Annotated in this window: 29 protein-coding genes and 1 pseudogene; 16 read left to right on the top strand and 14 right to left on the bottom strand. The window is 62.2% G+C overall.

The genetic code is table 11. The features are described from left to right. Positions 1 to 39: 39 nt before the first annotated feature. The gene (locus ASD03_RS15500; RefSeq protein WP_025427388.1) at positions 40 to 675 is read right to left on the bottom strand and encodes a PAS domain-containing protein; all 636 of its coding nucleotides are present in this window, start codon (positions 673 to 675) and stop codon (positions 40 to 42) included. 134 nt (positions 676 to 809) lie between these two features. Here ASD03_RS15500 and ASD03_RS15495 point away from each other — a divergent pair, with 134 nt between their 5' ends. Next, the gene (locus tag ASD03_RS15495; RefSeq protein ID WP_025427389.1) at positions 810 to 1157 is read left to right on the top strand and encodes a hypothetical protein; all 348 of its coding nucleotides are present in this window, start codon (positions 810 to 812) and stop codon (positions 1155 to 1157) included. A 501-nt stretch (positions 1158 to 1658) separates the two neighbouring features. On the opposite strand, the gene ASD03_RS15490 is transcribed toward ASD03_RS15495, so the two are convergent. The 5 genes and pseudogenes from ASD03_RS15490 to ASD03_RS15465 all read right to left on the bottom strand — a co-directional run bounded on the left by ASD03_RS15490 (position 1659) and on the right by ASD03_RS15465 (position 7479). Then, positions 1659 to 3806: a VWA domain-containing protein gene (locus ASD03_RS15490; RefSeq protein ID WP_113567277.1), complete on the bottom strand. Its 2148-nt coding sequence runs from the start codon at positions 3804 to 3806 to the stop codon at positions 1659 to 1661. A gap of 2 nt (positions 3807 to 3808) precedes the next feature. Next, a complete protein-coding gene (locus ASD03_RS15485; RefSeq protein WP_025427391.1) occupies positions 3809 to 4336 on the bottom strand; it encodes an RNA polymerase sigma factor in 528 nt (175 codons plus the stop codon). A gap of 99 nt (positions 4337 to 4435) precedes the next feature. Further along, a complete protein-coding gene (locus ASD03_RS15480) occupies positions 4436 to 5185 on the bottom strand; it encodes a phosphodiester glycosidase family protein (RefSeq protein WP_025427392.1) in 750 nt (249 codons plus the stop codon). 407 nt (positions 5186 to 5592) lie between these two features. Continuing rightward, complete coding sequence (locus tag ASD03_RS15470; protein WP_025427394.1) at positions 5593 to 6144, bottom strand: hypothetical protein; 552 nt, start codon at positions 6142 to 6144, stop codon at positions 5593 to 5595. A 369-nt stretch (positions 6145 to 6513) separates the two neighbouring features. Next, a pseudogene (locus ASD03_RS15465) lies at positions 6514 to 7479 on the bottom strand (transporter). Between the two features lie 106 nt (positions 7480 to 7585). Between ASD03_RS15465 and ASD03_RS41275 the strand changes: the two are divergent. Both ASD03_RS41275 and ASD03_RS41270 read left to right on the top strand, forming a co-directional pair. Next, the gene (locus tag ASD03_RS41275; RefSeq protein ID WP_025427396.1) at positions 7586 to 7816 is read left to right on the top strand and encodes a hypothetical protein; all 231 of its coding nucleotides are present in this window, start codon (positions 7586 to 7588) and stop codon (positions 7814 to 7816) included. Next, positions 7711 to 8097, top strand: coding sequence for a DUF1254 domain-containing protein (locus tag ASD03_RS41270; protein WP_309141644.1), 387 nt, complete (start codon positions 7711 to 7713; stop codon positions 8095 to 8097). The genes ASD03_RS41275 and ASD03_RS41270 overlap by 106 nt, the downstream gene beginning before the upstream one ends. Positions 8098 to 8246: 149 nt before the next feature. Here ASD03_RS41270 and ASD03_RS15455 read toward each other — a convergent pair whose 3' ends face one another. Further along, positions 8247 to 8951 carry a 4Fe-4S dicluster domain-containing protein gene (locus ASD03_RS15455; protein ID WP_057214271.1) on the bottom strand — a complete coding sequence of 235 codons (705 nt, stop codon included), beginning with the start codon at positions 8949 to 8951 and terminating at the stop codon, positions 8247 to 8249. 107 nt (positions 8952 to 9058) lie between these two features. Beyond that, positions 9059 to 10633, bottom strand: coding sequence for a trimethylamine methyltransferase family protein (locus ASD03_RS15450; protein ID WP_025427398.1), 1575 nt, complete (start codon positions 10631 to 10633; stop codon positions 9059 to 9061). Positions 10634 to 10963: 330 nt separating this feature from the next. On the opposite strand from ASD03_RS15450, the gene ASD03_RS15445 reads away from it, so the two are divergent. Further along, positions 10964 to 11662 carry a B12-binding domain-containing protein gene (locus ASD03_RS15445; protein WP_025427399.1) on the top strand — a complete coding sequence of 233 codons (699 nt, stop codon included), beginning with the start codon at positions 10964 to 10966 and terminating at the stop codon, positions 11660 to 11662. Positions 11663 to 11868: 206 nt separating this feature from the next. On the opposite strand, the gene ASD03_RS15440 is transcribed toward ASD03_RS15445, so the two are convergent. Beyond that, positions 11869 to 12027, bottom strand: coding sequence for a hypothetical protein (locus ASD03_RS15440; RefSeq protein WP_025427400.1), 159 nt, complete (start codon positions 12025 to 12027; stop codon positions 11869 to 11871). A 39-nt stretch (positions 12028 to 12066) separates the two neighbouring features. Here ASD03_RS15440 and ASD03_RS15435 point away from each other — a divergent pair, with 39 nt between their 5' ends. The 11 genes from ASD03_RS15435 to ASD03_RS15385 all read left to right on the top strand — a co-directional run bounded on the left by ASD03_RS15435 (position 12067) and on the right by ASD03_RS15385 (position 21275). Next, the gene (locus tag ASD03_RS15435; protein WP_025427401.1) at positions 12067 to 12687 is read left to right on the top strand and encodes a DUF1638 domain-containing protein; all 621 of its coding nucleotides are present in this window, start codon (positions 12067 to 12069) and stop codon (positions 12685 to 12687) included. Between the two features lie 378 nt (positions 12688 to 13065). Next, complete coding sequence (locus ASD03_RS15430; protein ID WP_025427402.1) at positions 13066 to 13374, top strand: hypothetical protein; 309 nt, start codon at positions 13066 to 13068, stop codon at positions 13372 to 13374. 45 nt (positions 13375 to 13419) lie between these two features. Next, positions 13420 to 13542, top strand: coding sequence for a hypothetical protein (locus ASD03_RS41110; protein WP_255753466.1), 123 nt, complete (start codon positions 13420 to 13422; stop codon positions 13540 to 13542). An 89-nt stretch (positions 13543 to 13631) separates the two neighbouring features. Then, a complete protein-coding gene (locus ASD03_RS15425) occupies positions 13632 to 13895 on the top strand; it encodes a DUF1488 domain-containing protein (RefSeq protein WP_025427403.1) in 264 nt (87 codons plus the stop codon). Between the two features lie 197 nt (positions 13896 to 14092). Continuing rightward, positions 14093 to 14896 carry a formyl transferase gene (locus ASD03_RS15420; RefSeq protein WP_057214268.1) on the top strand — a complete coding sequence of 268 codons (804 nt, stop codon included), beginning with the start codon at positions 14093 to 14095 and terminating at the stop codon, positions 14894 to 14896. 259 nt (positions 14897 to 15155) lie between these two features. After that, a complete protein-coding gene (locus tag ASD03_RS15415; protein WP_025427405.1) occupies positions 15156 to 15458 on the top strand; it encodes a virulence factor in 303 nt (100 codons plus the stop codon). Next, a complete protein-coding gene (locus ASD03_RS15410; RefSeq protein ID WP_057210906.1) occupies positions 15451 to 16059 on the top strand; it encodes a methylenetetrahydrofolate reductase C-terminal domain-containing protein in 609 nt (202 codons plus the stop codon). Before ASD03_RS15415 ends, ASD03_RS15410 begins: the two co-directional genes overlap by 8 nt. Next, a complete protein-coding gene (locus ASD03_RS15405) occupies positions 16056 to 17147 on the top strand; it encodes a methylenetetrahydrofolate reductase (RefSeq protein WP_025427407.1) in 1092 nt (363 codons plus the stop codon). The genes ASD03_RS15410 and ASD03_RS15405 overlap by 4 nt, the downstream gene beginning before the upstream one ends. A gap of 99 nt (positions 17148 to 17246) precedes the next feature. Further along, positions 17247 to 18212 carry a methyltetrahydrofolate cobalamin methyltransferase gene (locus tag ASD03_RS15400; protein WP_025427408.1) on the top strand — a complete coding sequence of 322 codons (966 nt, stop codon included), beginning with the start codon at positions 17247 to 17249 and terminating at the stop codon, positions 18210 to 18212. Between the two features lie 481 nt (positions 18213 to 18693). After that, entirely contained in the window at positions 18694 to 19041 is a 348-nt protein-coding gene (locus ASD03_RS15390) for a hypothetical protein (RefSeq protein WP_025427410.1), read from the top strand. 161 nt (positions 19042 to 19202) lie between these two features. Next, on the top strand, positions 19203 to 21275 hold the full coding sequence (locus ASD03_RS15385; protein ID WP_025427411.1) for an ASKHA domain-containing protein: 2073 nt from the start codon (positions 19203 to 19205) through the stop codon (positions 21273 to 21275). Positions 21276 to 21329: 54 nt separating this feature from the next. On the opposite strand, the gene ASD03_RS15380 is transcribed toward ASD03_RS15385, so the two are convergent. The 5 genes from ASD03_RS15380 to ASD03_RS15360 all read right to left on the bottom strand — a co-directional run bounded on the left by ASD03_RS15380 (position 21330) and on the right by ASD03_RS15360 (position 24595). Further along, positions 21330 to 21761 carry a hypothetical protein gene (locus tag ASD03_RS15380; protein WP_225906564.1) on the bottom strand — a complete coding sequence of 144 codons (432 nt, stop codon included), beginning with the start codon at positions 21759 to 21761 and terminating at the stop codon, positions 21330 to 21332. Positions 21762 to 21938: 177 nt separating this feature from the next. Beyond that, a complete protein-coding gene (locus ASD03_RS15375; protein ID WP_025427413.1) occupies positions 21939 to 22406 on the bottom strand; it encodes an SRPBCC family protein in 468 nt (155 codons plus the stop codon). A gap of 52 nt (positions 22407 to 22458) precedes the next feature. Beyond that, the gene (locus tag ASD03_RS15370) at positions 22459 to 22770 is read right to left on the bottom strand and encodes a metalloregulator ArsR/SmtB family transcription factor (protein WP_025427414.1); all 312 of its coding nucleotides are present in this window, start codon (positions 22768 to 22770) and stop codon (positions 22459 to 22461) included. Between the two features lie 185 nt (positions 22771 to 22955). Continuing rightward, positions 22956 to 23609 (bottom strand): VIT1/CCC1 transporter family protein, encoded by a 654-nt coding sequence (locus ASD03_RS15365; RefSeq protein ID WP_025427415.1) that lies wholly within the window; start codon positions 23607 to 23609, stop codon positions 22956 to 22958. A 62-nt stretch (positions 23610 to 23671) separates the two neighbouring features. Next, on the bottom strand, positions 23672 to 24595 hold the full coding sequence (locus tag ASD03_RS15360; protein WP_025427416.1) for a LysR family transcriptional regulator: 924 nt from the start codon (positions 24593 to 24595) through the stop codon (positions 23672 to 23674). Positions 24596 to 24709: 114 nt separating this feature from the next. Between ASD03_RS15360 and ASD03_RS15355 the strand changes: the two genes are divergently transcribed. Continuing rightward, complete coding sequence (locus ASD03_RS15355; protein ID WP_025427417.1) at positions 24710 to 25030, top strand: hypothetical protein; 321 nt, start codon at positions 24710 to 24712, stop codon at positions 25028 to 25030. Positions 25031 to 25085: the final 55 nt, after the last annotated feature.

The following is a 25085-nucleotide window of genomic DNA, read 5'->3' as shown; positions in this document are numbered from 1 at the left end:
GCGTCCGGCGGACGGGCGAAACCATTGTCTTCGTCGTGATCAGGAAGCGTCGCCGCGGGCGGCAGTGAGATAGTTGTAGATCGAGGCGCGCGAGGTGCCGATCAGGCTGGCAAGATGGTCGACGGCGTTGCGGGTCTTGAACAGGCCGCGCTCCTCCAGCGCCGCCACCAGCGCCACCCGGTCCGCCCGTTTCAGCGCTGAAAGCGCGAGCCCCCGCTCCTTCAGCCAGTCATGCAGCGACGCGTTGATCTCTTCGCGCCAGTCACGCGAAAACAGCACCTGCGGCCGCGGCTGCGCAGCACCGGCAAAGGCGGAAAGCAGCTTCACGGCATTGTCGATCATCGAGACATCGAGATTGATGCAGAGCAGGCCTGCCGCGTCGCCCTTGGCGTCGCGCAACACCGCCGAGATGGACTTGATGCGCCGACCGTCGACTCCAGTCTTCTCGTATGGCCCGAGCACGTTTTCCGCGCCCGAAACCACGCCGAACTCTTCCTCGATCAGCGAATCCTCGCCGACCGCCCGGCCGGAGGAGGCATTCCAGATGGCAACGACGGTGCCGCGCTTAAGGTCATGCAGCACCACCTCCGCATGCGGATAGAGCAAGGCGCTGATGGCCGCAGCCGTTGGCGCGTGCATGGCAATGTCGAAGGCAATGGCGGGCTTTATGTTCATGTCACTGGAATGACCGATTCTGGACTTTTTGTCAATTCTAGACGTTTCGTTTAAGTGCATCATTCACCGATGCTTGCGCGCCCTGCCGGCCTGTCCTATCCCGAAGAAAACGAGATTCGCCTGGAGACACTGACATGAATGCCGGACCCGCTTCCTTCCCCGACAGGGACACCGTTGCCGACAAGCTTTCGGCTTTTGGCGAAGCGGATCAGGCCTTTATCCGCCTGCTGGCGGAAAACCCCGAGCAGGACGAGCAACTGATGGAAGGCCTCCATCGCTGCCTCGACATCGCCTCCGAAGCCCGCTTCCTCAACACGTTGAAGCTCGAAAAGCTTGGCCATTGGCTCGGCAGCGAGGCCCCGGCGCGGCTGCAGATGCGCCTGATGGAAGCCGCCCGCTCCAGCCAGCACCCGGCCTACCAGGCGTTCAGAACGGGTTTGACGAAATCAGGCGGCCTGGAGCGCGCGTTTCCGAAGGGTTGAGGTTAGGCGTTTAAAGAGCGCCATGGGGCTCGGCGCGATCACAATGAATCTTTGACCTAGCTGGTTGGTCCGCTGCACCTTGCTGCCCGAGTGGGATTTCTCGCCCTCATTCCTGTGCTTGTCACAGGAATCCAGCAGCGCCGTGTCTACGGCGCGGAAGAGCTTGAGGAAGAAGGGCCACTGGAAGGATCCTTAACTGCGCAGACGCGCCGTTACTGGATTCCTGTGACAAGCACAGGAATGAGGGAAGTGGTACCGTCCGAGGACAAGGAGACGGCACCTTTAGTCAGGACGATGGTTGCCGGGCATCGGACTATCCCTTTCGGCAACGGGGTCCTTGAACTCCCCGACGCCTACCAAACGGACCACGCGCAGAACAGGTTACGTCAGACGAAGGCAGCGCCGTATATCCCTTCTCCCCGCAAGCGGGGAGAAGGTGGCGGCAGCCGGATGATGGGCCACGCCGCGGTAACGGCGCAGCCTCATCCTCCCGCCCGACCCTCAATTGGCCGAGCCGCCGCCCGAAAGCCCCTTGGCGAGCCGCACCAGATTGACGAATTCGCCGCGATAACCGAACGGGTCCGCCCCCTTGGCCGCTGCCGCCAGATCGACGACGGCATCATAGGAATAGTCCGACAGCGCCGTCACACCCGAAAGCTTCTGCCCGAAGGCGGCCACGGCGACCGAGAAGCGCACGTCATTGGGCGCCTCTGCGAGCGATGGCACGGCGTTCGCCTCGGTAACCGGCGTTGTGATCAGTTCGCTTTGGTCGCCATCCGGTTTCTTGTAGCGGATTTTGAGGAAAGCGAGTTCGCCGGTTTTCGTCGTCGCATCGGCTGCCGGCTTCTCCGCCGCCGCGTAGCGCAGGTCGTCGTTCAGCACCGCCGGACTGCCCTTCGGCGTCACCTCGTAGATCGCCGTGACGCTGTGGCCGGAGCCGATGTCGCCGGCATCGACCTTGTCGTTGTTGAAGTCCTCGCGCTTCAGGGCCCGGGTCTCGTAGCCGATCAGGCGGTATTCGGCGATTGCATCCGGGTTGAATTCCACCTGCAGCTTGACGTCCTTGGCGATCGGGAACAGCGATGAGCCCGCCTCTTCCACCAGCGTCTTCTGCGCCTCGGCCAGCGTATCGATATAGGCGGCCGTACCGTTGCCGTTCTGGGCAATCGTCTGCATCAGCGCATCGTTGTAGTTGCCGCGGCCGAAGCCGAGCACCGACAGGAAGATGCCGCTCCTGCGCTTGGCCTCGATCATCTGCTTGAGCTCGTCGTCGCTGGCGGGACCGACATTGAAGTCACCGTCGGTCGCCAGCATGATGCGGTTGACGCCACCCTTGACGAAGGCCTTCTCCGCCAGCCGGTAGGCAGCGTCGATGCCCTCGGCACCGGCGGTCGAGCCGCCGGGCTGCAACGTGTCGATCGCCGACAGGATCTTCGCCTTGTCCTTGACCGCGGTCGGTTCCAGCACCGTGCCGGCATTGCCGGCATAGGTGACGATCGAAACCGTATCCTCGGGCTTCAGTTTCTCGACCAGCAGCCGGAAGGCGCCTTTCAAGAGCGGCAGCTTGTCCGGCTCGTCCATGGAGCCGGAAACGTCGATCAGGAACACCAGGTTCGCCTTCGGTGCCTGCGCCGGCACGACGTCATAGCCCTTGATCGCCACGTGCATCAGCCGTGTGCCGCCATTCCACGGCGTCGGCGTCACCGTCACCGTCGCCTTGAACGGCTCAGTGGCGCTCGCCGGGCGCGGCCAATCATAAGGAAAATAGTTGACCATCTCCTCGACCCGCACCGCATCGCGCTCCGGCATCTGACCCTCCATTAGCGAGCGGCGCACGAAGGCGTAGGAAGCCGTATCGACATCGACCGAGAAGGTGGAGACCGGGTCGGTGGCGACGCTCTTGACCGGATTGCTGTCGGCCTTGTTGAAGCGCTCGCGGTTTTCCTGAGGAGCCGGAGCCATCTCCTCGGCAACAACGGGCGCCGGCATAAAGGTCATCCGTGTCTCAGCGCCCGGAGCTGCAGAAAGCGGTGCTGCGCTATCGCTCATCATCTGGTTGCCCAAAGCATCCGCCTCGGCCTCGGCAGTGGGCGCCGGGTTCTCGGCTCGCGCCGCAGATTGAACCTCGACGGTCTTCTGTTCGCGGGCGCGGGCAAGCGCCTCGGCGGCTGGCTTATCGGCCGGTGGCCGACCCTCAGCATCAACGGCAACCGACCCGCCGACTGCAAAGCCGGAGGTCTCCTGCCTCTTCGCAGCAGCTAGGTTTTCGTCCACCGCCGACGCAGTCGGAGCTGACTTCGGCCGTGGCGCTGCCTTCTGTTTCGGCTCTCCCTTCACCGCGATCTCTGCCCCGGTGTCGCCGGGCAGCACGGAGTTGCGCGTCAGTTCCAGCGTCAGGAACGTGGCGGCGGGGATGACCAGCAGCGTGGCGAGTGCCGATCCGGCAAGCAGTTTCCTGTTCATGATGGGGCTCCATATCCGGTTGAAGATGGAGCTTTGACGAACCGGCAGCATTGATCCTTGGGTGATGGTCGAATTTTCTTCTGCCATGTCGAAAGCCTGCATGGCGGCCGCGAGCGCACGCGCGCGTGCCTCGTTCGAAGCCTTTGGCGGGGTCAGCCCGGAGAGCTTGTCGAAATCGTCGGTCATGATCACACGGCCTCCTTGCCAAGCAATGTCTTCAGCCGCTTGCGCGCCTCGTGCACGTGCCAGGACACGGTCGCCTCGGAACATCCAAGCACATCGGCGGCCGCGGCATGGCTCATCCCCTCGGCATAGACGAGCAGCACTGCGTCGCATTGTTTTTCCGGCAGCGCCCTGACGGCCGTCCAGAGCGCCTCCTGGCGATCGTCTTCGGCCGTCTCGCCGCCGCCAAGAACGGCCTGCTCGTTGGCATAGGCCTGTATCCTGCTGGTGTCGCGCATCTGTCGGCGCTTGTGGTCGCGCGCCGCGTTGAGCGTTAGGGTGTAGAGCCAGGTGCGAAACCGGCTGGTGCCGCGAAAGCCGCGAACGGCGGTACCCAGCCGTACGCAGACGTCCTGGGCGATGTCTTCCGCATCCGCGGCATTGCCCGACCAGCGCCAGGCGACGGCATGGACAAAATCATAGTGCCGCTCGACCAATTGGCCGAACGCCCGTCTGTCTCCAGACACCGCTTTCTCGACGAGTTCAGCGTCCAATGGCGTGCCCGCTCCTAGCTGTTTTGAACCTTAGACGTTGCACGACGACAATTCCTTGGGGCCGCGACGAAAAAAATCGCATCGGCCCCAAAGAAAAAACTAGCGCGGGAATTTTCCGACGACGGCGATCATCGGCCCCATCGGGAACAGCCGGTCGTGCCGGTTGATATCAGGCGCATAGAGGCTGGAGATCGTGCCGTCGAGGAAAAGCGCGTTGGGGCAATCGAGCTCGTCGCGGAAAAGCGTCGCGAAGTCGTGAAACCGCACCGGCCTTTTCGAGACGACGAACACCACCTCGCCCGCAGCCGTCACGCCGACGCCGTTGCGGGTCTTGAGGCTGGTGCTGTCGGGCAGGAAGCGCGGATGCAGCTCGCCATCGATCACCAGCATCGGGCCGGACTGCGTGGCAAACCGGGGCCGGATATTGGCGGCGCGATAGGCGTCCGCCGACATCACCCCCGCCTTGCCGCCATCGACATAGAAGACGCCGTTAGGAAGAAGGTGGAAATTGCCCCAGCCGGTATTGGTGTTGAGCGGCGCCTGCTCGCGCCCCTCCTCGATATGCAGGCCGACCGGCGACAGGTCGTCGTGATACATGCCGCCGTTCATGGCAAAGAGCATGTATTCGTCGCGATGGCGCAGTTCCAGCGACAGCGCCCGGAACGAGCGGAAGGGAACGCCGGCCTGATCTTTGTTGTAAAGACGGATGTCGTTATCGGCGGGGTCGACGGTGCAGGCGATATAGTCCTGCCCGAGATGGCTGACGTCACGGCAGGCGCCGAGCGCCGGGCCGGCAAGGCCGGCCGAGAGAACGGCACCGACGAGAAATGGTTTTGGAAAAAGCGGCATGAAAAACATCCAATGGAATCAGTCGCCCAGCATCATCGAGATTGCGGCGGTTCTGGCGCAGGAGCGAGGAAAATGCTGATGGCAGGCCCGGCCTCGCCGTAGACGGACAGGCCAACCGTGCTCTCCCCCTCACCCCTGTGCTCGTCACAGGGGTCCAGCCACAGCGCGTCTGCGCCGTGAAGGAACCAAAACCTCGCTGTCTGCTGCATGACGCGGTCTTTGCGCGCCGCCGACGCGGGCGGCTGGATCTCTGTGACAAGCACAGAGATGAGGGAGAGGAGAAATCGGCATCCGTAGCCGCAGCCAAACATGGCATCGTCGCGGTGTAGGTAGGTCGCCGTCGCAATTCTGTGCGCACAGGGATGAGGTAAGGAAAGTACAGGGCCTTACGGCCGCGACAGTTCCGCTCAGCCGCCAGCCATAATCCCGGCAATGCCGGCCAGCACAAAACAGCCGGCCGCCGCCGCAAGGCCGAAGATCGCCGCCAGACAGGCAAGGCCGGCAACGCCGCTGCGCAGGTAAGAGTTGGGATTACCGGTGAGGATCTCGCTCGACAGCCTGGTCAGCAATCGCTTTTCCTGCAGCGTGAAGCGCAGGTTGCTGGCGTGCTGGCGCGCCACCCGCTGCACCTCGCCGTAATTGTTGGCGATGGCAAAGAAAGTGAGCAGCAGGCCAATGCAGCCGACGACCAGGGCGGCCTTGCGTAGAAAATCGATCGCCTCCGGCAGCAAGCTCGCGCCCAATATGGAGCTGTCGAACAGACCGTCGAAGCCGGCGATGCAGGCCGCAACCACCGCGGCATGGGCGGCGGCAATCGCCAGCAGGCGCTTGTACGCCTCGTCGAGAAGCTGCGAATTGGCGGCATGAATACTGTCCAGACGCGATACCTGCGCGTCGACTTCCTCCCGCGACAAGCGCGGGGGAAAGTTGCTCACGGATACCACTGGGCTGCGCGTCATGAGATGGTCTCCAATGCCACACCGTCCAAATCGGTATAAATTCGGAAATTTTACGTTTCCAGAACACCTGCAATTTTAGTCATTTTGGAGATTTACACCATCTTTGCGTGCCGGAGCGGAACAGCGAAACAGGCGCTCGGTTTTCCATGCGCACCCAGCTGCGGGGACAGCACCAGTCAATCAGCGCCGGAAGGTGACGGCGCAGGTCGTGTGGATGCCTGTGCCGGCGGTGCCTTGGGATTGTGCGTTACGCACGTCACTTCCTGCTGTGTATGCGGCTGTGGAAAGTATGCCCGAGCGGCCATCGGTGGATGGGCAGGCTGGACCTTGCCGTGTCATTCACGGCCCCGGCCGACGCTTTACCGTCCTCTATTTCATTGGAGGCTTCGGCGCAGGTGAAAACGCCAGCGTCAGCCACACATTCCAGCCTTCCGGGCGGTTTTTGGCCCCGAACTCGTAGTATCCCTTGAGGTTCACATAGCCCGCCGTTTCATCGCCGGCGTCGAACTTGCAACCGAGCTGGGGACCGACCCCGAACACGCGGGACTTGAAATCACCAAGGGTCGCGCCTTCGCCGCTGTCCCCCGTAAGCTGCTGATAGGCGTATCCAACGACGCCGACATGGACATGCTCGTTCAGGAATTGCGATGCGGCCCAGTCGACGTGCCCATCAATGCCGTTCCGATAGTCCGTATCGGGGTTTTTGAAGTTGTAGGTCAGGCCGCCGACAATCGAAAACTCGCGACCCGTGTCCGGATTGAGATAGGTGTATCCGACCCCGCCATCCATGGCACCGTGGCCGAGCCCCAGGTTCGCCAGGCGATCAGGATCGTAGGAACCAACGGGAATGCCGCCGGTCATATAGACGAGATAGTTGTCGACGTCGTCGTTCCATTTAAGTGCCGCCTAGGGAAGGACATCGCCAAACGCGGTTAGAGAATCGCATCTTTCGCCGGAGACCGAACCGCCGAGCGGCCCAGTCAAGGTGGCGTCTACGCAGGCGTGGCTTCGTCCCGCAACGCCCAACAGGCTGAGGGCGAGCTGCCCACCCCATACGGGCTGATCGAAGGTGTAGGTCGGTCCGAAGGCAACCAGGTCGCCGCGCCCGCTCATGCCGACATCGACTTGCCCGGCCCCGCCGCGTGGAAAAGCCTCGCTCGCACCCGCGCTGATGGAGGAGTGGTAGTAGATCGAAGCGAAGGACCAGCCGGGTTTACCCGGCACCGCAGCAAAACTGCCGTATAGGCCAGGCAGCCAGAAACTGACGCCAAATTCATCCGCGCTGGCCTGTGACGCGGCAAACGCAACCACGAACACCAGCGAACCGGCGCACATCTTTCGAATCATGCGACCCCCTGCATTAGCCTACACACACTAGGTTACAATCGGGGCAATTCAACCGCATGTTTCCCGCAACGGCGGCATGTGACGGAGGCTTCAAATGCGCAGGTTCGCCATGGCGATTCTGAGCCTGTTGATCGCGGCGGCCCCGGCCAGCGCCGACGACAAGCTGGTCAAAGACCTTGACGCAAGGACAATCGAGAGCCGAGCGATCGAGGCCGTCAACTGGGGCATGCCTGTCGTCAACTTCGACCTGATGCTGCAGGCGATGATCACGGGCGCCAAAGGCAAGCCCAATCAGATCGTCTACTGGTCTCGCCTGCCGGACTGAAAGAACCAGACACTCACCCCCAATCCGGACGTCATGCATGGCAGTTCCCCCTGGAGGATGTCGGCCCGGCCGGGGTCGACAAGGGCAAGGGCGGAAAATACCTCATCCTGCCACCTGACCACTCCGGCGCGATCCCGGACGGATACATCGTGCTGCCGTCATCGACCTATCAGGGTTACGCCCTGCTGCGCTCCATTCTGAACAGCGGCAGCGAAGCCGACGTTGCCAAGGCGTCGATTACGCCAAACGGATCAGGCTCTATCCATTGTCGCAGGCCGTAAATCCGCCGACGACTTTTGTCGATGCCATCGACGTTGTCTACGATTCGACCATTCCCTACGATCTGCGCTTCTTCCAGTCTTTGAACCGCGTGGTCCAGGCTGAGCCCTGGCTCCGCCCATCAGGCCATAGTTTCGGCAGCGGCGACAGATCAAAGGTCCAGTGCGGACATGTGGAAGCGAAGCTGCGCCGGCGGATAGCGATAGTCCTGCCCGACGGGACAGGCGTCGCGGGCCAGGCATCCGTGCTCGAGACAGCCACTCCTGCCCGCCTCCGTCCTCAGATAGCTGCGACAACGGCCGACATCGAATTGCAGGCGCTCGAGCGCGCCGGCCGGACAGGCGGAAATGCATGGTTTATCCACGCAAGTGTCGCAGGGATGGCTGGCCAACCGCTCGCTATCGGCAGCCAAGGGTTCGTCGAAGGCGAGCGCGCCACGATAGCCGTGCCAGAGCCCGTAGCGCGGATGAATGAGAATGCCGAGCGGCGAAGTCTTCAGCCCCTCCGCCCGCATCGCCCATTGCTGGAATGGCTGCCAGGGTGGATCCGACGGGAAGTAGGCCGTCGCCCCACTGCCTCGAGCGATTTCCCCAATCACCGACTTCGACCACGTATCGAGCGGATCGTTGCCGCCATGGTCCGGCGCACTTTCGCGCCAGCGCGCGAAGGGCTGCCACAGCGAGCCGCCGACATTGCCGATCAGCGCGACGCTTGCAGCCGGCCGACCATCCGAAAGCAACGGCGCGGCATCGCCGGAAGCAAAGTTCAGCGTGCCGCGCAAAAAAAGTCCGTGCGGCTCAAGAGCCGCACGGACGGTTTCAAGTCGAGTTTCCGCAGATGCGGAAGGCGCCGTCATTTCGGTTTCGGCCCCTGTAGATCGTAATGCGGGCGCCAGACTTCCTTCTGGATCATGTCAGCCACCTGCGCCGCGCCGCCTTGCTCCCTGGCTCGCTCGGGACCCTTTCAGGTGAAAGCGTCGGGCATCGAGTCCTTGCGCTCGGCGATAAAGGCCTTGAGCGCCTCGTCAATATCAGGATCGAGGTAAGGCGCCTCGTAGTGCTCCAGCCAGCTGCGGGCCAGCGCATTGGCGCGCTGCTCGATGCGCTTTTCGCCTTCCACTTCCCACTGTTCGTAGGAATTGTTGTCGGCGAGCGGCGAACGGTAGAAGGCGGTCTGGAAATTGGCCTGGGTGTGGGCGCAGCCGAGGTAGTGACTGCCCGGACCGACTTCGCGGATGGCGTCGAGCGCCTGCGCGTCTTCCGAGAGGTCGATGCCTTCGGCCATCTTCTGCATCATGCCGAGCTGGTCCTGGTCGATCATGAACTTCTCGTAGGACGAGACGAGACCCCCCTCGAGCCAGCCGGCCGCATGCAGCACGAAGTTGGTGCCGGCAAGCAGCGTCATGTTCAGCGTATTGGCCGATTCATGCGCGGCTTGAGCGTCCGGAACCTTCGAGCCGCAGAGTGAACCGCCGGTGCGGAACGGCAGCTTCAAGCGGCGGGCAAGCTGTGCCGCGCCATAGGAAACCAGCGACGGCTCCGGCGTGCCGAAGGTCGGCGCGCCCGACTGCATCGAGATCGAGGCGGCAAAGGTGCCGAACAGCACCGGCGCGCCCTTGCGGATCAGCTGGGTGAACGAGGCACCGGCCAGCACTTCGGCGAGAATCTGCGTCAGCGTGCCGGCAACAGTGACCGGGCTCATGGCGCCCGACAGGATGAACGGCGAAAGCACACAGGCCTGGTTGTGGCGGGCATAAACCTTGAGTGCGCCCACCATGGTCTCGTCGAAGACCATCGGCGAGTTGGCGTTGATCAGGTTGAGCGTGACGCAATTGTTCTCGACGAACTCGTCGCCGAAAACGAGTTTCGCCATGGCGATCGTGTCTTCGGCGCGCTCGGGTGCCGTGACCGAGCCCATGAACGGCTTGTCGGAATATTTGATGTGGCTGTAGACCATGTCGAGGTGACGCTTGTTCACCGGAATGTCCACCGGCTCGCAGACCGTGCCGCCGGACGAATGCATCGACGGCGCCATATAGGCGAGCTTCACGAAGTTGCGGAAATCCTCGATGGTCGCGTAACGGCGGTTACCCTCGAGATCGCGCACGAAGGGCGGGCCATAGACCGGTGCGAAGATCGTCGCCTTGCCGCCGACCTGGGCGCTGCGCGCGGGATTGCGGGCGTGCCAGGTAAATTCGGACGGCGCCGTTTTCAGAAGCTCGCGGCAAAGACCCTTGGGAAAGTGAACGCGCTGGCCGCGCACGTCGGCACCAGCCTGTTTCCACAGTTCGAGTGCTTCGGCGTCGTCGCGGAATTCGATGCCGATTTCCTCGAGGATCGTATCGGCATTGCGCTCGATGAGCTCAAGACCCTCCTCGTCGAGAACCTCGTATTCGCGAATCTTGCGCTGGATATAGGGCAGAGACGGCCCCGGGCCGCCGCCGGTGCGCGAGGCACGCCGCGCCGCTGCTCCCCGTCCCTCGCCACGCGAGCGGCGACCGCCACCCTCAACCGCGTCCTGTTCTGTCACGTCGCTCATTTACTCATTCCTCTCCCGCGCATTTCGTGCGCCTTCAAGCACCATTTGGCCCTAATGCTACCAAGCCGCAGGGACTGTACGGGTCTCAATGCGCCAACAAGTGGCGCAACTCGAACACTGCGACCTGCGTCATCGCCGGCCAAAAACCGCATGGCGCGAATATATTGTTTTTGTTAAGAATATACAGGCCTCGAAAGAAGGTGCCCTGCCGTCGCTTTTTGTCATATGCGACGTCGCTTTCGAAAACAGATTTTTACGCGTCGACCGCTATTGATTGTTGAACGTGTCCGGATTTTAGCCCGGCCGTGCCAGGAACCGAGGAACCCTACTATGGCAGACGATGAAATCATTCTCGAGGACCTTTCCGACGAGGAACTTGTGCAGCAGATGCATGACGACCTCTATGACGGCCTCAAGGAGGAGATCGAGGACGGAACCAACATCCTGCTCAAGCGTGGCTGGACGCCCTACGACGTCCTGACCCAGGCACTGGTCGAAGGCATGCGGATCGTCGGCGTCGATTTCCGCGACGGCATCCTGTTCGTGCCGGAAGTTCTGCTGTCGGCCAATGCGATGAAGGCAGGCATGTTCATCCTGCGGCCGCTGCTCGTCGAAACCGGCGCGCCGAAGCTCGGCAAGATGGTGATCGGCACCGTCAAGGGCGACATTCACGACATCGGCAAGAACCTCGTCGGCATGATGATGGAAGGCGCCGGCTTCGATGTCGTCGACCTCGGCATCAACAACCCGGTCGAAAACTACCTGGAAGCGATCGAGCGCGAGCAGCCCGACATCCTCGGCATGTCGGCGCTTTTGACCACCACCATGCCCTACATGAAGGTCGTCATCGACACGCTGAAGGAAAAGGGACTGCGTGACGACTATGTCGTGCTCGTCGGCGGCGCGCCGCTCAACGAGGAATTCGGCAAGGCCGTCGGCGCCGACGCCTATTGCCGCGACGCGGCAGTCGCGGTCGAAACCGCCAAGGACTTCATGAAGCGCAAGCACAACCTGCTCGCTGCCGGCTGAGCCCGCTTCACGAACACGAAAGCCGGCCGCAGCAATGACGCTTGCGGCCGGCTTTTCATTTGCTGGCATGAAAACGGAGGGCTGCGCAACCGCGGCGTCTGCTGATGTTCCACGTCGCGACCGCCGCGGAACATCAGGCTGGACACCAGGGGATCAAAGCGTCTCTGGCACAGCCGAATTCGACGCGCGGCGCTTCAGGTCACGGCTCAGTTGGCGGCGTTGGCCACCTTCTTGCCGGCCGACTGTGTCGCGTTGACGGTGTTTGCGGTATCCTGACCGATGCCGCGGATTGTGTTGCCGCAGGCGCTCAACGTCATAAGCGCGATGAGCACGGCTCCGACGGTCGCAACAGTTTGTGTTTTCATGGCCAGCTTCCTTCACGTTGATCACTGGGTGGAATCGAGATGGAAAACGTATCGCGCACAATAGAACGCGCACAACCGGAAAAAGTTCACGTCATCGGTTGCGGCGCAATCGCGCGCGAAATTCTGGCCATCTGCCAGGCCAACAGGCTCGACCATGTCGACCTCTCCTGTCTGCCCGCCATCTGGCACAACACGCCGGAAAAGATCACGCCGGGGGTCAAGGAGGCGATTGCCAAGGCACGTGCAGCCGGCTTCGAGCGCATCTTCGTCGCCTATGCCGATTGCGGCACCGGGGGCCACCTCGACCGGCTCTGCGAAGAAGAATGCGTCGAGCGCATTCCCGGCCCGCACTGCTATTCCTTCTTCGCCGGCAACGATGCCTTTGCCAGCCGCTGGGACGACGATCTGACCGCCTTTTTCCTCACCGACTTCCTCGCCCGCCAGTTCGAGGCCTTCGTCATCGAGCCGCTCGGCCTCAAGCGCCATCCGGAACTCCGGGATATGTATTTTGGCCATTACCGCAAGCTCGTCTACCTCTCGCAGCAGGAAGACGAAGCGCTGCAGGCAAAGGCCAAAGAAGCCGCCGATTACCTCGGCCTCGAATACGAATACCGCTTCACCGGCTATGGCGACCTGACGAAATCACTGCTGAGCGCCTGATCCCGCAGAAGGTATGTGGCGCCCAGCTCAGGTAGAAAAGACCGAGGGAAAGCTCCGCCAACAGGATGAGCTCGGATCTGGCAGCATACACAACCCGCCTCAATTGAAACTCAATCGACGCGCTATGCTGTGGCAAGTTGATTTGGCCGATGTGGCTTTCGCGGTATCAGAACTTCGAACCGCCCCAATCCCCTAAATTCTCGACAGACAGGCAGGCTCGGCGTCAGTGCTTGCGGCCAACGCGTCTCGAAACAGATCTCGAGCCGTCTGTCCGGCCCATCGCAACGAGCATTTGATCCGTCTACGCCAGCGCGAAATGCGGAGCGGCTGTTGCAGCCGAATTACTCTTACCAACGCTTGAGGAGGACTGAGACCACTATGAACGCTCTATCTTTCACGAAACGCATCATCCGCGGCCCGCGCGACACGTTACCGATCCACCGCTTCCATGTTGGCCAACTTGTCCGCTCCAAGGGGGCGCTGACGAGAGAGTCAATATCTGGAGAAACGTATCGCATCGTTGCGACGCTGCCGATCCGCGACAATGCGCTCCAGTATCGCATCCGCAGCAGCCGCGAAACCCATGAGCGTGTAACGGATGAAGGCAATCTCGAATTGATTGTCAGTGCCGGCAAGGATGGGATGGCATTGGCCGAGCGAGCCTTCAGAACGGCACATATCCTATAACGACCATGCCAAACCGGCCAAACAGATCAGCCACGGGAGGCGATCATGAAATACCACATACCGGCTCAGATCTATCTCTTCGACTATCGCGGTCTGTTTGCCTGGATTGCTCTTTCGGTCGCGGTCTTTGTGGTCATCACCACGATCCTCTTCGGCCGGATCTTGTGATGGCGCGGCACGGAGCCAAACGCCCATCCTCACTCGTCCGCCCGGCCGACCGCTGGCCGAGCTGGCTTATCGCTAAAAAGGATCACACGATGCCACTAAGCTTCCCCAACCAAAGCCGAAGCTTCGACGATACCAGGAACGCTGTTCGCTTCCTTGGCCACGATGGCATGTTCGAAGTGCCCTTCTATGTCGAGGCGGAGGCGCTCTCGCGTGGCGCGCCGACCCGGACGACAGAAGCGGCCTGCCTTCTGGCATTCGACGCTGCACGCAACAAGATCTACGAAGTCGCAAAGGCAGCATATGCCCACGGTCGCAAGACGATCTATGTCCTGACCGCCGCGGACTTCCGTTAGACCGGACAAGCCGGCGCCTTATCTGCCACCATCGAACGAACACGCTCGTCGCGACGCGCTCGGGGTCCGATGCCCCAGCCTCGGCCAAACCGTCTCCCGATGCCACTTCTGGCATCTGCTTCCCAAATACCCGCCATTAAGTCGCCGGTAACGCGCCAGCCGCCATATCTGTTGCGACCAACGCTTCAGGGGCCGGCATGGCGGACGCAGACAATGAGACCAACACCGCGGCCAGGCAGCCGAGCCGCGTCGTCGTGGTGACGGCGGGCGGAGAAAATCCCTGGATCATGATCAATGCGCTCGCCGCACGCTTTGACGATATCGTCGTTCTCCAGGAGCAGCCGGAATCCAAGAGCCTCTTCCTGCGCCGGCGGGCGCGAAAGCTCGCGTGGCCGACAGCGATCGGGCAATTGGCGACAATGATCGCCTCGCGCTTCGGCAAGCGCTTTACCCGGAAGAGAGCGGAAGGCATCCTTAGGCACTACGGTGTATCGGGCGCGCCGGATCCGAGCGTACCGGTTTGCCAGATCACGTCCGTGAACGACGCTGAGGCTGTGTCGCAGATCCGGCAGCTCGCGCCAAAAGTCGTCTTTCTCATCAGTTGCCGCCTGTTGAAGGCCCATACCCTGGCGCAGATCCCCTGCCCGGTCGTCAACTTCCATGCCGGCATCAATCCGGGCTATCGCGGGCTGATGGGCGGCTACTGGGCGCAGGTCAACGACGATGTCATCAATTTCGGCGCGACCGTGCATCTCGTCGACGAAGGCGTCGATACCGGCGGCATTCTCTACCAGTCGCGCCAGACGCCCGACCGCCGCGATACGATGCATACCTATCCGCTGCTGCAGACGGCGGCCTCCACCGGCATCGCCATTGCCGCCGTCGACGATGCCCTCAAGGGCAAGCTGCAACCGCTCGATGTCGCAGGCCCGTCGCAACAGTGGTACCACCCGCCGATCTGGACATGGCTCTGGAATGGAATTCGGCGCGGCATCTGGTAGGAAAACCGGGCGCAGATTCGCCGATGAGGACACGCCGCCTGTGGCCGTCAGAAGGCCCTAAGGCCCTGAAATTTCTGACACTCCTCAACCGATGGATATCCCGAAGTGTGGACTTGCCCGCATTGCGGCAACGCGTAGAGTGCCGGGGGTCTTCGACGTTCTGCGCCGGCGTCGTTTTTGGACACATCCAACGTCGTGGCGAGGTGAGCCACAGCGCCCGGACATAAGCATTGTCGCAGGAAGAGGAGAACGACACCCGATGGCAGATCGCATAATCGTCTACTGGCGCGACATCCCGGCCCAGGTCATCATCAAGAAGGGCCGCACGACCGCCAAGCGCGAGCTTTCGCTGCGCTTCACCGAGGCGATCGACATGTGCGCCATGCGCACCGGCGCTGCCGAAACCGACGATTATCTCGCCGAATGGCGCAAGGCCGAGCCAGAACCCGTCTCCGACGAACTGGAAGCGGAAGCAGACCGTGCGGCCGCCGAGCTCGAAGCCGCCTATGACCGCGAGCGCCTGGTTGCCCTCGTCAAAGCAGGAGGCCGCGACAATGGCTGAGCCGAAGCTCGCAGGTGCAGCGGAGGCGAAGATCGTCAAGGGCAATGCCGCGCCTGCCGCCAAGGCCGCGACCGGCGCCTATACCCCCGCCGGCGTTTCGCCGAGCCGCCGCTCGCGCCACAAATATACCGTCCGCCTCTGGGCCGTGCGCCATTCGCGCTTCCTCGAATGGTTCTACAACCGCTTTGCCGATCTCTTCCTGCTGTTGCACCCGCTGTGGAACGCAATTGGCTACGGCCGCGTCGAGCGGCCGGTGACCTTCGTCGAACGCCACGTCAAAGGCTTTCTTTTCGACTGTCGCATGTGCGGCCAGTGCGCGCTGTCGTCGACCGGCATGTCCTGCCCGATGAACTGTCCGAAGCAGCTGCGCAACGGCCCCTGCGGCGGCGTCAGGGCCAACGGCAATTGCGAGGTCGAGCCGGATATGCCCTGCGTCTGGGTGCAGGCGTGGAAAGGTTCGCAGAACATGACGAAGGGCGATGCGATCATGAACGTGCAGAAGCCGGTCAACCAGTCGCTGCGCGAGACCTCGTCGTGGCTGCGGGTGACGGCGGAAGCCGCCGCCCGCCGCGAAGCCCAGGCAAAAGAGAACCAGGCATGAGCCCCGATTACAATCCATACGACCCCGGCGCGCCGCTCGATCCTCTGCCCGGCCACTCCTCGCGCGGACGGCTCGAGCGCGTTTTGCGTCGCGGCGAATTTGCCGTCACCGCCGAACTCAACCCGCCCGACAGCGCCAACCCGCAGGACGTCTACGAGCGCGCCGCAATCTTCGATGGCTGGGTCGACGGCATCAATGCGGTCGATGCCTCCGGCGCCAACTGCCACATGTCATCTGTCGGCATCTGCGCACTGCTGACGCGCATGGGCTATGCCCCGATCATGCAGATCGCCTGCCGCGACAAGAACCGCATCGCCATCCAGGGCGACGTGCTCGGCGCGTCCGCCATGGGCGTGCAGAACGTCATGTGCCTGACCGGCGACGGCGTGCAGGCCGGCGACCAGCCGGGCGCCAAGCCGGTGTTCGACCTCGACTGCATGTCGCTGCTCGAGACCGTGCGCATCATGCGCGACAATTCCAAGTTCCTCTCCGGCCGCAAGCTGACGACGCCGCCACAGGTGTTTCTCGGCGCCGCCATCAACCCCTTTGCGCCTCCCTACGACTTCCGCCCCTATCGGCTGGCCAAGAAGATCGAGGCCGGCGCGCAGTTCGTCCAGAGCCAGTACTGCTTCGACGTGCCGATGTTCCGCGAATACATGAAGAAGGTGCGCGATCTCGGCCTGCACGAAAAATGCTTCATCCTCGTCGGCGTCGGACCGATGGCGTCGGCGAAAACCGCCCGCTGGATCCGCTCCAACGTGCCGGGCATCCACATTCCCGACAGCATCATCACGCGGCTGGAAGGTGCGCAGGATCAGAAAAAGGAAGGTAAGCAGCTCTGCATCGACATCATCAACGAGGTCAAGGAGATCGAAGGCGTCTCCGGCGTCCACGTCATGGCCTATCGCCAGGAAGAATATGTCGCAGAGATCGTGCATGAATCGGGCGTGTTGAAGGGTCGCAAGCCCTGGAAACACGAAACGCTGCCGACCGATGCGCTTGTCGCCTCCCGCATGGAGCACATTCGCGAAGGCAAGGAAGAAAACCAGCAGGAGATGGCCGAGGCCGCGGCCCACCATCCCCACTGAGGCAATCGCAGACAAAACCGGCGCCGGCCCGTCCGGCCGCCTCCATCGCTTAACGGGTGAGATAACGAAACCCGACGCCACAGGATCAAAGGATCTTACATGACCCGTACCATCGTCGCTTCCGCCACCCGCGAAATCATCATCGGCTTCGACCAGCCCTTCTGCGTCATCGGCGAGCGCATCAATCCGACCGGCCGCAAGAAGCTGGCCGCGGAAATGATCGAAGGCAATTTCGACACCGTCATCAAGGACGCGCTGGAGCAGGTCGCCGCCGGTGCGACGATGCTCGACGTCAACGCCGGCGTCACCGCCGTCAACCCGAACGAGACCGAACCGCCGTTGCTGGTCAAGACGCTGGAAATCGTCCAGGGCCTTGTCGACGTGCCGCTGTCGATTGACAGCTCCGTGTCGGCGGCAATCGAGGCGGCGTTGAAGGTCGCCAAGGGCCGGCCGCTCGTCAATTCCGTCACCGGCGAAGAGGAAAAGCTGGAAGCGATCCTGCCGCTCTGCAAGAAATACGACGTGCCGGTTGTCGCCATCTCCAACGACGAAACCGGCATTTCGATGGATCCGGACGTGCGCTTCGCCGTTGCCAAGAAGATCGTCGAGCGCGCCATGGATCATGGCATCAAGCCACACGACATCGTCGTCGATCCGCTGGTCATGCCGATCGGCGCCCTGGGCGACGCCGGCCGGCAGGTGTTTGCGCTTCTGCGCCGTCTGCGCGAAGAGCTGAAGGTCAACACCACCTGCGGCCTCTCCAACATCTCCTTCGGCCTGCCGCATCGCCACGGCATCAATGCCGGCTTCATCCCCATGGTCATCGGCGCCGGTATGACGTCCGCGATCATGAACCCCTGCCGTCCGCAGGAGATGGAGGCCGTTCGCGCTGCAAACGTTCTGAACGGCACCGACGCCAACTGCACCAACTGGATCAGGACCTACCGCGACCACAAGCCGGCAGAAGGCGGCCATGCCGTGGCGGCGGCCGCAGCACCGGCAGCCTCCGGCGGTCGTCGCGGCGGGCGCGCCGCGCGCACCGGCGGAGCTGCGGCGAGCGAATAGGCTTTTGCTCGGCGCCGCACTGCACATCGAAAGGACAACCAGGTCATGAGTTGCCCTGGTTGTCCTTTGGCTCTCCTTGTCAGATATGCGCTCTTTGAGGATGCGGGCGAGTTCAAAAGGCTCTACGGTGCGCTCAGGACCTAAGGCATGTCGCGCAAAAGTGCGCAGCGGTTTTGCGATAACGACATGGGCAAAAACAAGAACTTAAAGCGCAGCAAGCGAATCCTGGAGATCGCGACGCGCTTTAAGTCCTGCCGGTCCTGTTCGCAAACCTCGCGGTGCTTGCCGTCACTTTCGTTGCGGTTGTCACGAGGAGGATCAACTTTGGTTCCCAGGAACGGGTCATGAACGTCTGTTTCTGGGGTAGCTCGACGACACTGGCGGCGGCGTTTGTCTGGGCAATAGCAGCTGCGAAACTGACCACGGCTCCATAGTCAAGCATCCGACCGTCGCTGTCGCAGCACAAGAGTAGGGATCATCGATGACAACGCGCCGACTTCACCTCGACACTTTCACGCTCTGGTTCGAAGCCCCTTTCGTCATGGCGCTGCGGCTGCACGAAATGCAACTGGCGGCACTGACCGGGAAAACGCAGGATCCGACCGAGCTTAGCCGCATGGTCTCCGAGAAGATCGCGGCCACCGCGGAAAGTGCCATGGCCGTGAACATGGCGCTGTGGCGCACCGGTTTCGATAATGCGGTGCGGCTGATGACCGGCGGCGGCGCATCGCTTGGCCTGGGTGGAACGGCGATCGCTGCCGCCGCCCTTAAACCCTACGGCAAGCGCGTGCGCGTCAATGCCCGGCGCCTGTCGCGCAAGACGTCATGAACGGATACGCCCCGCGAGCGCAACCCTGACGAAATGATGCTCGCAGATCTTTCCATGTCGGGATCTGACAACTATCAGGCAGCATTCCGGTGCAGTCTGAAGACGTTTACCCATGCCTCGGTCCATCGGGCAGAAGCAGGCTTTAGGAAAGACAGAACAGAATGCGCATCGAAGGCACTTCCGAAATCGAGACCAACATGACCGAAGCCGCGCACAAGGATCCCCTCGTTCTGTTCATGCCATCGGGCAAGCGCGGCCGCTTCCCGGTCGGCACGCCGGTTCTCGATGCCGCCCGCTCGCTCGGGGTCTATGTCGAAAGTGTTTGCGGCGGCCGCGCCACCTGCGGGCGCTGTCAGATCGAGGTGCAGGAAGGCAACTTCGCCAAGCACAAGATCGTCTCCTCCAACGACCATATTTCGCCTGTTGGCCCGAAGGAACAGCGCTACGCCTCCGTGCGCGAACTGCCTGACGGTCGCCGGCTTTCCTGTTCCGCCCAGATTCTCGGCGATCTCGTCATCGACGTGCCGCAGGATACCGTCATCAACGCCCAGGTGGTGCGCAAGGCCGCAAGCGACCGGGTGATCGAGCGCAACGCCGCCATCCAGCTTTGCTATGTCGAGGTCGATGAGCCCGACATGCACAAGCCGCTCGGCGATCTCGACCGGCTGAAGGTGATGCTGGAGAAGGACTGGGGCTGGAAGGACCTGCTGATCGCGCCGCACCTGATTCCGCAGGTCCAGGGCATCCTGCGCAAGGGCAATTGGGCCGTGACCGCCGCCATCCACCGCGACATGGACAGTTCACGCCCCTTCATCGTCGGCCTGTGGCCGGGCCTCAAGAACGAGGCCTATGGCGTTGCCTGCGACATCGGCTCGACGACGATCGCCATGCATCTCGTCTCGCTGCTCTCCGGCCGTATCGTCGGCTCCTCGGGCACCTCGAACCCGCAGATCCGCTTCGGCGAGGATCTGATGAGCCGCGTCTCCTATGTGATGATGAATCCCGATGGCCGCGAGGCGATGACCAAGGCGGTGCGCGAGGCGGTCAACGGCCTGATCGGCAAGGTCTGCGCCGAAGGTGAGGTCGACCGCCACGACATCCTCGACATGGTCTTCGTCGGCAACCCGATCATGCACCACCTGTTCCTTGGCATCGACCCGACCGAGCTCGGCCAGGCGCCGTTTGCGCTCGCTGTCTCCGGCGCGCTGCAATATTGGGCGCACGAGATCGACATCGACGTCAACCGCGGCGCCCGGCTCTACATGCTGCCCTGCATCGCCGGCCATGTCGGCGCCGATGCCGCCGGCGCCACGCTGTCGGAAGGCCCTTACCGGCAGGACAAGATGATGCTGCTCGTCGATGTCGGCACCAATGCCGAGATCGTGCTCGGCAACAAGGATCGCGTCGTTGCCGCCTCCTCGCCCACCGGCCCGGCCTTCGAAGGGGCTGAAATCTCCTCCGGCCAGCGTGCCGCACCGGGCGCGATCGAGCGCGTGCGCATTGATCCCGAGACGCTCGAGCCGCGGTTCCGCGTCATCGGCGTCGACAAATGGTCTGATGAGGACGGCTTTGCCGAGGCGGCCGCCGCCGTTGGCGTCACCGGCATCTGCGGCTCGGCGATCATCGAAATCGTCGCGGAGATGTATCTCTCAGGCATCATCTCGCAGGATGGCGTCGTCGATGGCGCGATGGCGGCGAAAAGCCCGCGCATCATCCCGAACGGCCGCACCTTCTCCTACCTGCTGCACGAGGGCCAGCAGCGCATCACCGTGACGCAGAACGATATCCGCGCCATCCAGCTCGCCAAGGCGGCGCTCTATGCCGGCATCAAGCTGCTGATGGAAAAGCTGGATATCGACCATGTCGACACCATCCGCTTTGCCGGGGCCTTCGGTTCCTTCATCGATCCGAAATACGCCATGGTGCTGGGCCTGATCCCGGACTGCGACCTCGACGAGGTGAAGGCCGTCGGCAACGCCGCCGGCACCGGCGCGCTGATGGCGCTCCTGAACCGCGGCCACCGTCGCGAGATCGAGCAAACCGTCAGCAAAATCGAGAAGATAGAGACCGCTCTTGAATCAAAATTTCAGGAGCATTTCATCAACGCGATGGCAATGCCGAACAAGGTCGACGCCTTCCCGAAACTGTCTGCAGTCGTCACCCTGCCGGAGCGCAAGGTGGCGGCAGATGATGGCGAGGGCGGCGGCAGACGGCGGAGGCGTAGCCGGGAGTAGGGCCGAAAAGAAGCAAGCGGACACACTGCGCCCTTTAGAATGGTCTTCAGCGCATCAACGTATGACGTCCATCAGCGTCCTGCGCAGCGGCCCGCCGCGTTCGTCATGAACCACGAGGGAGACCGTCTCGAACAGAACGTCGATCGTGACGTCGTGGAAGGATATGATCCAAAATCGTGGACTGAGGACTTCCCACCGGGCTGTTTCCTCGCCACCAGAGACTTCATTGAACGCCCACGGAAGGACCGGGTATCTGCATCCTGGCAGGCCATCGACATTCATCGGCGTGACTCGGAAATCGATAACGTCACCGAACCTCAGGACCACGTTGCCACCGCCAACCGGGGGCGAGGTCTCGTAGCAAACCAGGGCGTCAATGCCGTCATAGAACACTACGGGGTTTGCGACTGATCCCAATTCGGGAAAAGCCTCCAATGGCGTTGATACCTGCATAATTGATCGCGCGTTGCTTCGGTTGAACGTCATGGCATGCTTGCGTTCAAGTCACTGCATAGTCAAATGTTTTGGCCCAACGGCAAGTGAGGGCGGTGACAGTGCCAAGCATCCCTCCCCCCGCCTGCGGGGGAAGGTGCCGGCAAGCGGATGAGGGCTGCAACAACGCACCAGGGAGCGCGTTCGAGAAAGGCGGTGACGCTTAGAATCTCACGCGGCCCTCGCCGCAAATGCCCCCAGCAGTCCCGTCCATCCATCTTCTGAATCAAGCGCCACGCGGGCTTCATTCGCCTTCGCACCATAATTGGCGAGATCGCGATGTTCGAGCAGTACGGTGGTGCCGCCATCGACTGCGGGCTCGAAGATGACCTCCACCGCGGTCTCAAACTCCGGATCGAACACCCAGTCGGCATTCAGTTGCCAGGCAAGGAGGATGCGCCTCGGCCGCTCGCAGGCAAGCACCCGCCCCCATTCCTTCTCCTCGCCGCCATTGCCGATTTCGTACCAGCGGCCGCCCGCAAACGGCTCGACCACGACGGTCCTCTGTCCGCTTGCCGTCAGGCTATGGCTCTTCAGCCACCATTCGCCCATGCCGGCGACGAAGATGTCGAAGGCGCGCTCCGGCGTCGCGCGGACTGTCACGGTTTTGCGCACAGGGGCAGGCTCGATGTGATGCATTTCACAAACTCCCGTTTGCCTCATGGACCGCACCACAAACCATGCCGATATGTCAGATGGCTTCGTCGCGGTCCGCCACTGCCTTGAGGGCGGCGAGTTGATCACCCCAGAAGCGATCGAGCCATTGCCGCAGCGGACCAAGGCCAGCGGGGTCGATCGAATAGATACGGCGCGTGCCTGAAGGCGTGTCGTGAACAAGGCCCGCCTCTTTCAACACTTTCAGGTGCTGCGATATTGCCGGCTGCGACACCGGCAACGACCGTGCGAGATCGGCAACCGAGCAACGACCGGTACCCAGCCTCTCGAAAATCTGGCGCCGCGTCGGGTCTGCCAACGCCGCAAGCACTCTGCCTTCATAAGTCATTACTTATTATAAGCCTACGCTTATGGAAGGGCAAGCACCGCTTGAGCCCGGCGGCAAGACAGCGGGATTGGCACAATGGAACGGCACAAAGTCATGCTGTTTCATGGCGATAAGCTGCGAACGTGATTCAAAATATCAGCAGCGGGTCGGCGCGCTTCACCATCGGACCGAACGTGCTGCGCCCTCTACCCACCAAGCGCGATCGTCACTGCGACAAGTACGGCACCGATCGCTGCCATGGCGAAGGCCATCGGCCAGGGGCTTCGCCCCATATAGCTGCCGAGCCGTGCTCCGACGATAAAAAGCATGATGAGCGCGATGGCGTTCGAAACGCGCATGGCGACGTCGATCTGCTCGATGAACAGGAAGGGAATGCTCGGCGGCAGCGTCGAGATGACGACGAGCGCGAAGATGGCAAGCGCGGCCTTGAGGTCTCCGCCTGTGACCACGGAATGCTGACCGTTGGACGGCAAGGCCCGTACGCGCAGAAGCAGCGCCTCGATTTCGCTTTGCGCTGACACCAACCTGATATCATCAGGGAGGTTGTCGAGAAAGATCTGGCGGGCGCGATCGAGAGGTTCGCGCTGCAGAGCGTCGACCAGGCCGCGACGTCGCACCCGCTCGACCGCGGTCGTTACCACATGCATGACGCCATCGACGATGCCCCAGGCCAGATTGCAGCCGAAAGCGGCGACAAGCACCGCATTCACTTTCTCGCCGCCACCGACGGCCGCACTCATCGTACCGGTGAAGGACAGCGCCATCAGCAGCCCGAAAATGATCTCCGAGAGGCGATCGATCGGATCCAAAATGCGTCGCGACTGGTCATCTCGCGCCATGGCACGCCTTCCCCTTGCGCCGAGATCAACGCATGACGATCGGGTCGCTTTCGGCCGGTTTGTCAGGCAACCGCTGTTGCAAGCCGCGCCTCTCCCGACTGGATCCTCAGTTCCGCGAATGCGTCGCGAACATGATCTGCGACAGCCAGCACCGGCGCCGGCGCATCGTCGATCACCTGCAAGCCGATGTCGTAATGGCCGAGATCCGGTAGGCCGTCACGCTCGCCGAGCTGCACCATCTCACCCTGGACGAGGTAGCGCGGCAGCGGGGCAATCGCGAGGCCCGCGAGCACGGCGGCACGCTGGCCCGTGGTATAGGCGCTGAGAAAGGCAATGCGGAACCGGCGGCCGGCGCGCGACAGCTTTTCCACCGCATCGGCCCGCCAGACGCAACCGTCCTCCCACATCGACACCGGCAGCGGATCCTTAAGATGCGCATTGCCGCATTTGACGCCGGCCCAGACCAGCTTCTCCTGCATCAGGATCTCGCCGTTCTTCGGCGCGACGTCGGTCAGGCTGTTGAAGATCGCGATGTCGAGACGGTGCTCGTCGACGCGCTTGCGCATGGCGCCGCTCATGCCGATCGAGACGTCGACCGTGACGTTCGGATAGGATTCGGCAAAGCGCTTCAACACTTCCGGCAGAATGCGCTCGCCGACATCCTCGGGCGCGCCGACACGCACGACGCCGTTCATGTCGGGCAGCAGGAAGCGAGACACCGTCTCGTTGTTGAGCGCCAGCAGGCGGCGGGCAAAGCCCAAGAGCATCTCGCCCTTGGGCGTCAGCGACACCGAACGCGCATCGCGCAGGAACAGCGTGCAGCCGAGCTGCTCTTCCAGCTTCTTGATCTGCATCGAGACCGCCGACGGCGTGCGATAGACCGTTTCGGCCGCGGTGGTGAAGTTGCCCGTTTCGGCGATGGCGACGAAGGTTTTCAACACATCCATTTCCAGGAGCGGAAGCGCATGGCGCAGCATCATGTTCATGGCGGCATCCTTGTTCAATAAAACTGACAGAATGGTTCACTTCATTTCGTTTGATTGAACATCAGCAAAGACCGATAGTCAAGTTGCAAGGACGCCAAAGGAAGGAAACCAGTCATGTCCGCGACAACAATGGCCTTCTCTGCCCCGCAGGACATCCGGCACGTGAGCAAGGTGAAGCCCAAGATGAACCGCACTCCGGATCATGCCGTGCAAATGGCAAAGGCCCTGCCTGTGAGACAGGTCAATGCCGACGGCGATCTCGTCCTGTCGTTCCTCTCCCGCGTGCAAACGCTGATCGACGGCATTGCACGAAAACGACAGGCAAAACGCATCGCCCGGAATCGGGTGGAAGCCCACCGCGAATTGGCGAAACTACCCAAGCGGGTCCGCAACGACCTCATCTTCGCCGAGACGCTGATTGATCACCATGTTTGATGGAAAACATCAAACATATTCGTTTGAATGATGATTAGGGTTGCGACATATATAG

The sequence above is a fragment of the Ensifer sp. Root127 genome, from assembly GCF_001425225.1.
In the GTDB taxonomy this organism is placed as follows: domain Bacteria; phylum Pseudomonadota; class Alphaproteobacteria; order Rhizobiales; family Rhizobiaceae; genus Ensifer; species Ensifer canadensis.
Note: the sequence above shows the minus strand (reverse complement) of the source record. Positions and strands in the feature narration are given on the sequence as shown.

Bases quoted from the DNA above. Each gene is read 5' to 3' on its own strand.
- ASD03_RS15500 (WP_025427388.1), bottom strand. From the start codon at position 675: ATGAACATAAAGCCCGCCATTGCCTTCGACATTGCCATGCACGCGCCA.
- ASD03_RS15495 (WP_025427389.1), top strand. From the start codon at position 810: ATGAATGCCGGACCCGCTTCCTTCCCCGACAGGGACACCGTTGCCGAC.
- ASD03_RS15490 (WP_113567277.1), bottom strand. From the start codon at position 3,806: ATGACCGACGATTTCGACAAGCTCTCCGGGCTGACCCCGCCAAAGGCT.
- ASD03_RS15480 (WP_025427392.1), bottom strand. From the start codon at position 5,185: ATGCCGCTTTTTCCAAAACCATTTCTCGTCGGTGCCGTTCTCTCGGCC.
- ASD03_RS15470 (WP_025427394.1), bottom strand. From the start codon at position 6,144: ATGACGCGCAGCCCAGTGGTATCCGTGAGCAACTTTCCCCCGCGCTTG.
- ASD03_RS41275 (WP_025427396.1), top strand. From the start codon at position 7,586: ATGCGCAGGTTCGCCATGGCGATTCTGAGCCTGTTGATCGCGGCGGCC.
- ASD03_RS15455 (WP_057214271.1), bottom strand. From the start codon at position 8,951: ATGACGGCGCCTTCCGCATCTGCGGAAACTCGACTTGAAACCGTCCGT.
- ASD03_RS15450 (WP_025427398.1), bottom strand. From the start codon at position 10,633: ATGAGCGACGTGACAGAACAGGACGCGGTTGAGGGTGGCGGTCGCCGC.
- ASD03_RS15445 (WP_025427399.1), top strand. From the start codon at position 10,964: ATGGCAGACGATGAAATCATTCTCGAGGACCTTTCCGACGAGGAACTT.
- ASD03_RS15440 (WP_025427400.1), bottom strand. From the start codon at position 12,027: ATGAAAACACAAACTGTTGCGACCGTCGGAGCCGTGCTCATCGCGCTT.
- ASD03_RS15435 (WP_025427401.1), top strand. From the start codon at position 12,067: ATGGAAAACGTATCGCGCACAATAGAACGCGCACAACCGGAAAAAGTT.
- ASD03_RS15430 (WP_025427402.1), top strand. From the start codon at position 13,066: ATGAACGCTCTATCTTTCACGAAACGCATCATCCGCGGCCCGCGCGAC.
- ASD03_RS41110 (WP_255753466.1), top strand. From the start codon at position 13,420: ATGAAATACCACATACCGGCTCAGATCTATCTCTTCGACTATCGCGGT.
- ASD03_RS15425 (WP_025427403.1), top strand. From the start codon at position 13,632: ATGCCACTAAGCTTCCCCAACCAAAGCCGAAGCTTCGACGATACCAGG.
- ASD03_RS15420 (WP_057214268.1), top strand. From the start codon at position 14,093: ATGGCGGACGCAGACAATGAGACCAACACCGCGGCCAGGCAGCCGAGC.
- ASD03_RS15415 (WP_025427405.1), top strand. From the start codon at position 15,156: ATGGCAGATCGCATAATCGTCTACTGGCGCGACATCCCGGCCCAGGTC.
- ASD03_RS15410 (WP_057210906.1), top strand. From the start codon at position 15,451: ATGGCTGAGCCGAAGCTCGCAGGTGCAGCGGAGGCGAAGATCGTCAAG.
- ASD03_RS15405 (WP_025427407.1), top strand. From the start codon at position 16,056: ATGAGCCCCGATTACAATCCATACGACCCCGGCGCGCCGCTCGATCCT.
- ASD03_RS15400 (WP_025427408.1), top strand. From the start codon at position 17,247: ATGACCCGTACCATCGTCGCTTCCGCCACCCGCGAAATCATCATCGGC.
- ASD03_RS15390 (WP_025427410.1), top strand. From the start codon at position 18,694: ATGACAACGCGCCGACTTCACCTCGACACTTTCACGCTCTGGTTCGAA.
- ASD03_RS15385 (WP_025427411.1), top strand. From the start codon at position 19,203: ATGCGCATCGAAGGCACTTCCGAAATCGAGACCAACATGACCGAAGCC.
- ASD03_RS15380 (WP_225906564.1), bottom strand. From the start codon at position 21,761: ATGACGTTCAACCGAAGCAACGCGCGATCAATTATGCAGGTATCAACG.
- ASD03_RS15375 (WP_025427413.1), bottom strand. From the start codon at position 22,406: ATGCATCACATCGAGCCTGCCCCTGTGCGCAAAACCGTGACAGTCCGC.
- ASD03_RS15370 (WP_025427414.1), bottom strand. From the start codon at position 22,770: ATGACTTATGAAGGCAGAGTGCTTGCGGCGTTGGCAGACCCGACGCGG.
- ASD03_RS15365 (WP_025427415.1), bottom strand. From the start codon at position 23,609: ATGGCGCGAGATGACCAGTCGCGACGCATTTTGGATCCGATCGATCGC.
- ASD03_RS15360 (WP_025427416.1), bottom strand. From the start codon at position 24,595: ATGAACATGATGCTGCGCCATGCGCTTCCGCTCCTGGAAATGGATGTG.
- ASD03_RS15355 (WP_025427417.1), top strand. From the start codon at position 24,710: ATGTCCGCGACAACAATGGCCTTCTCTGCCCCGCAGGACATCCGGCAC.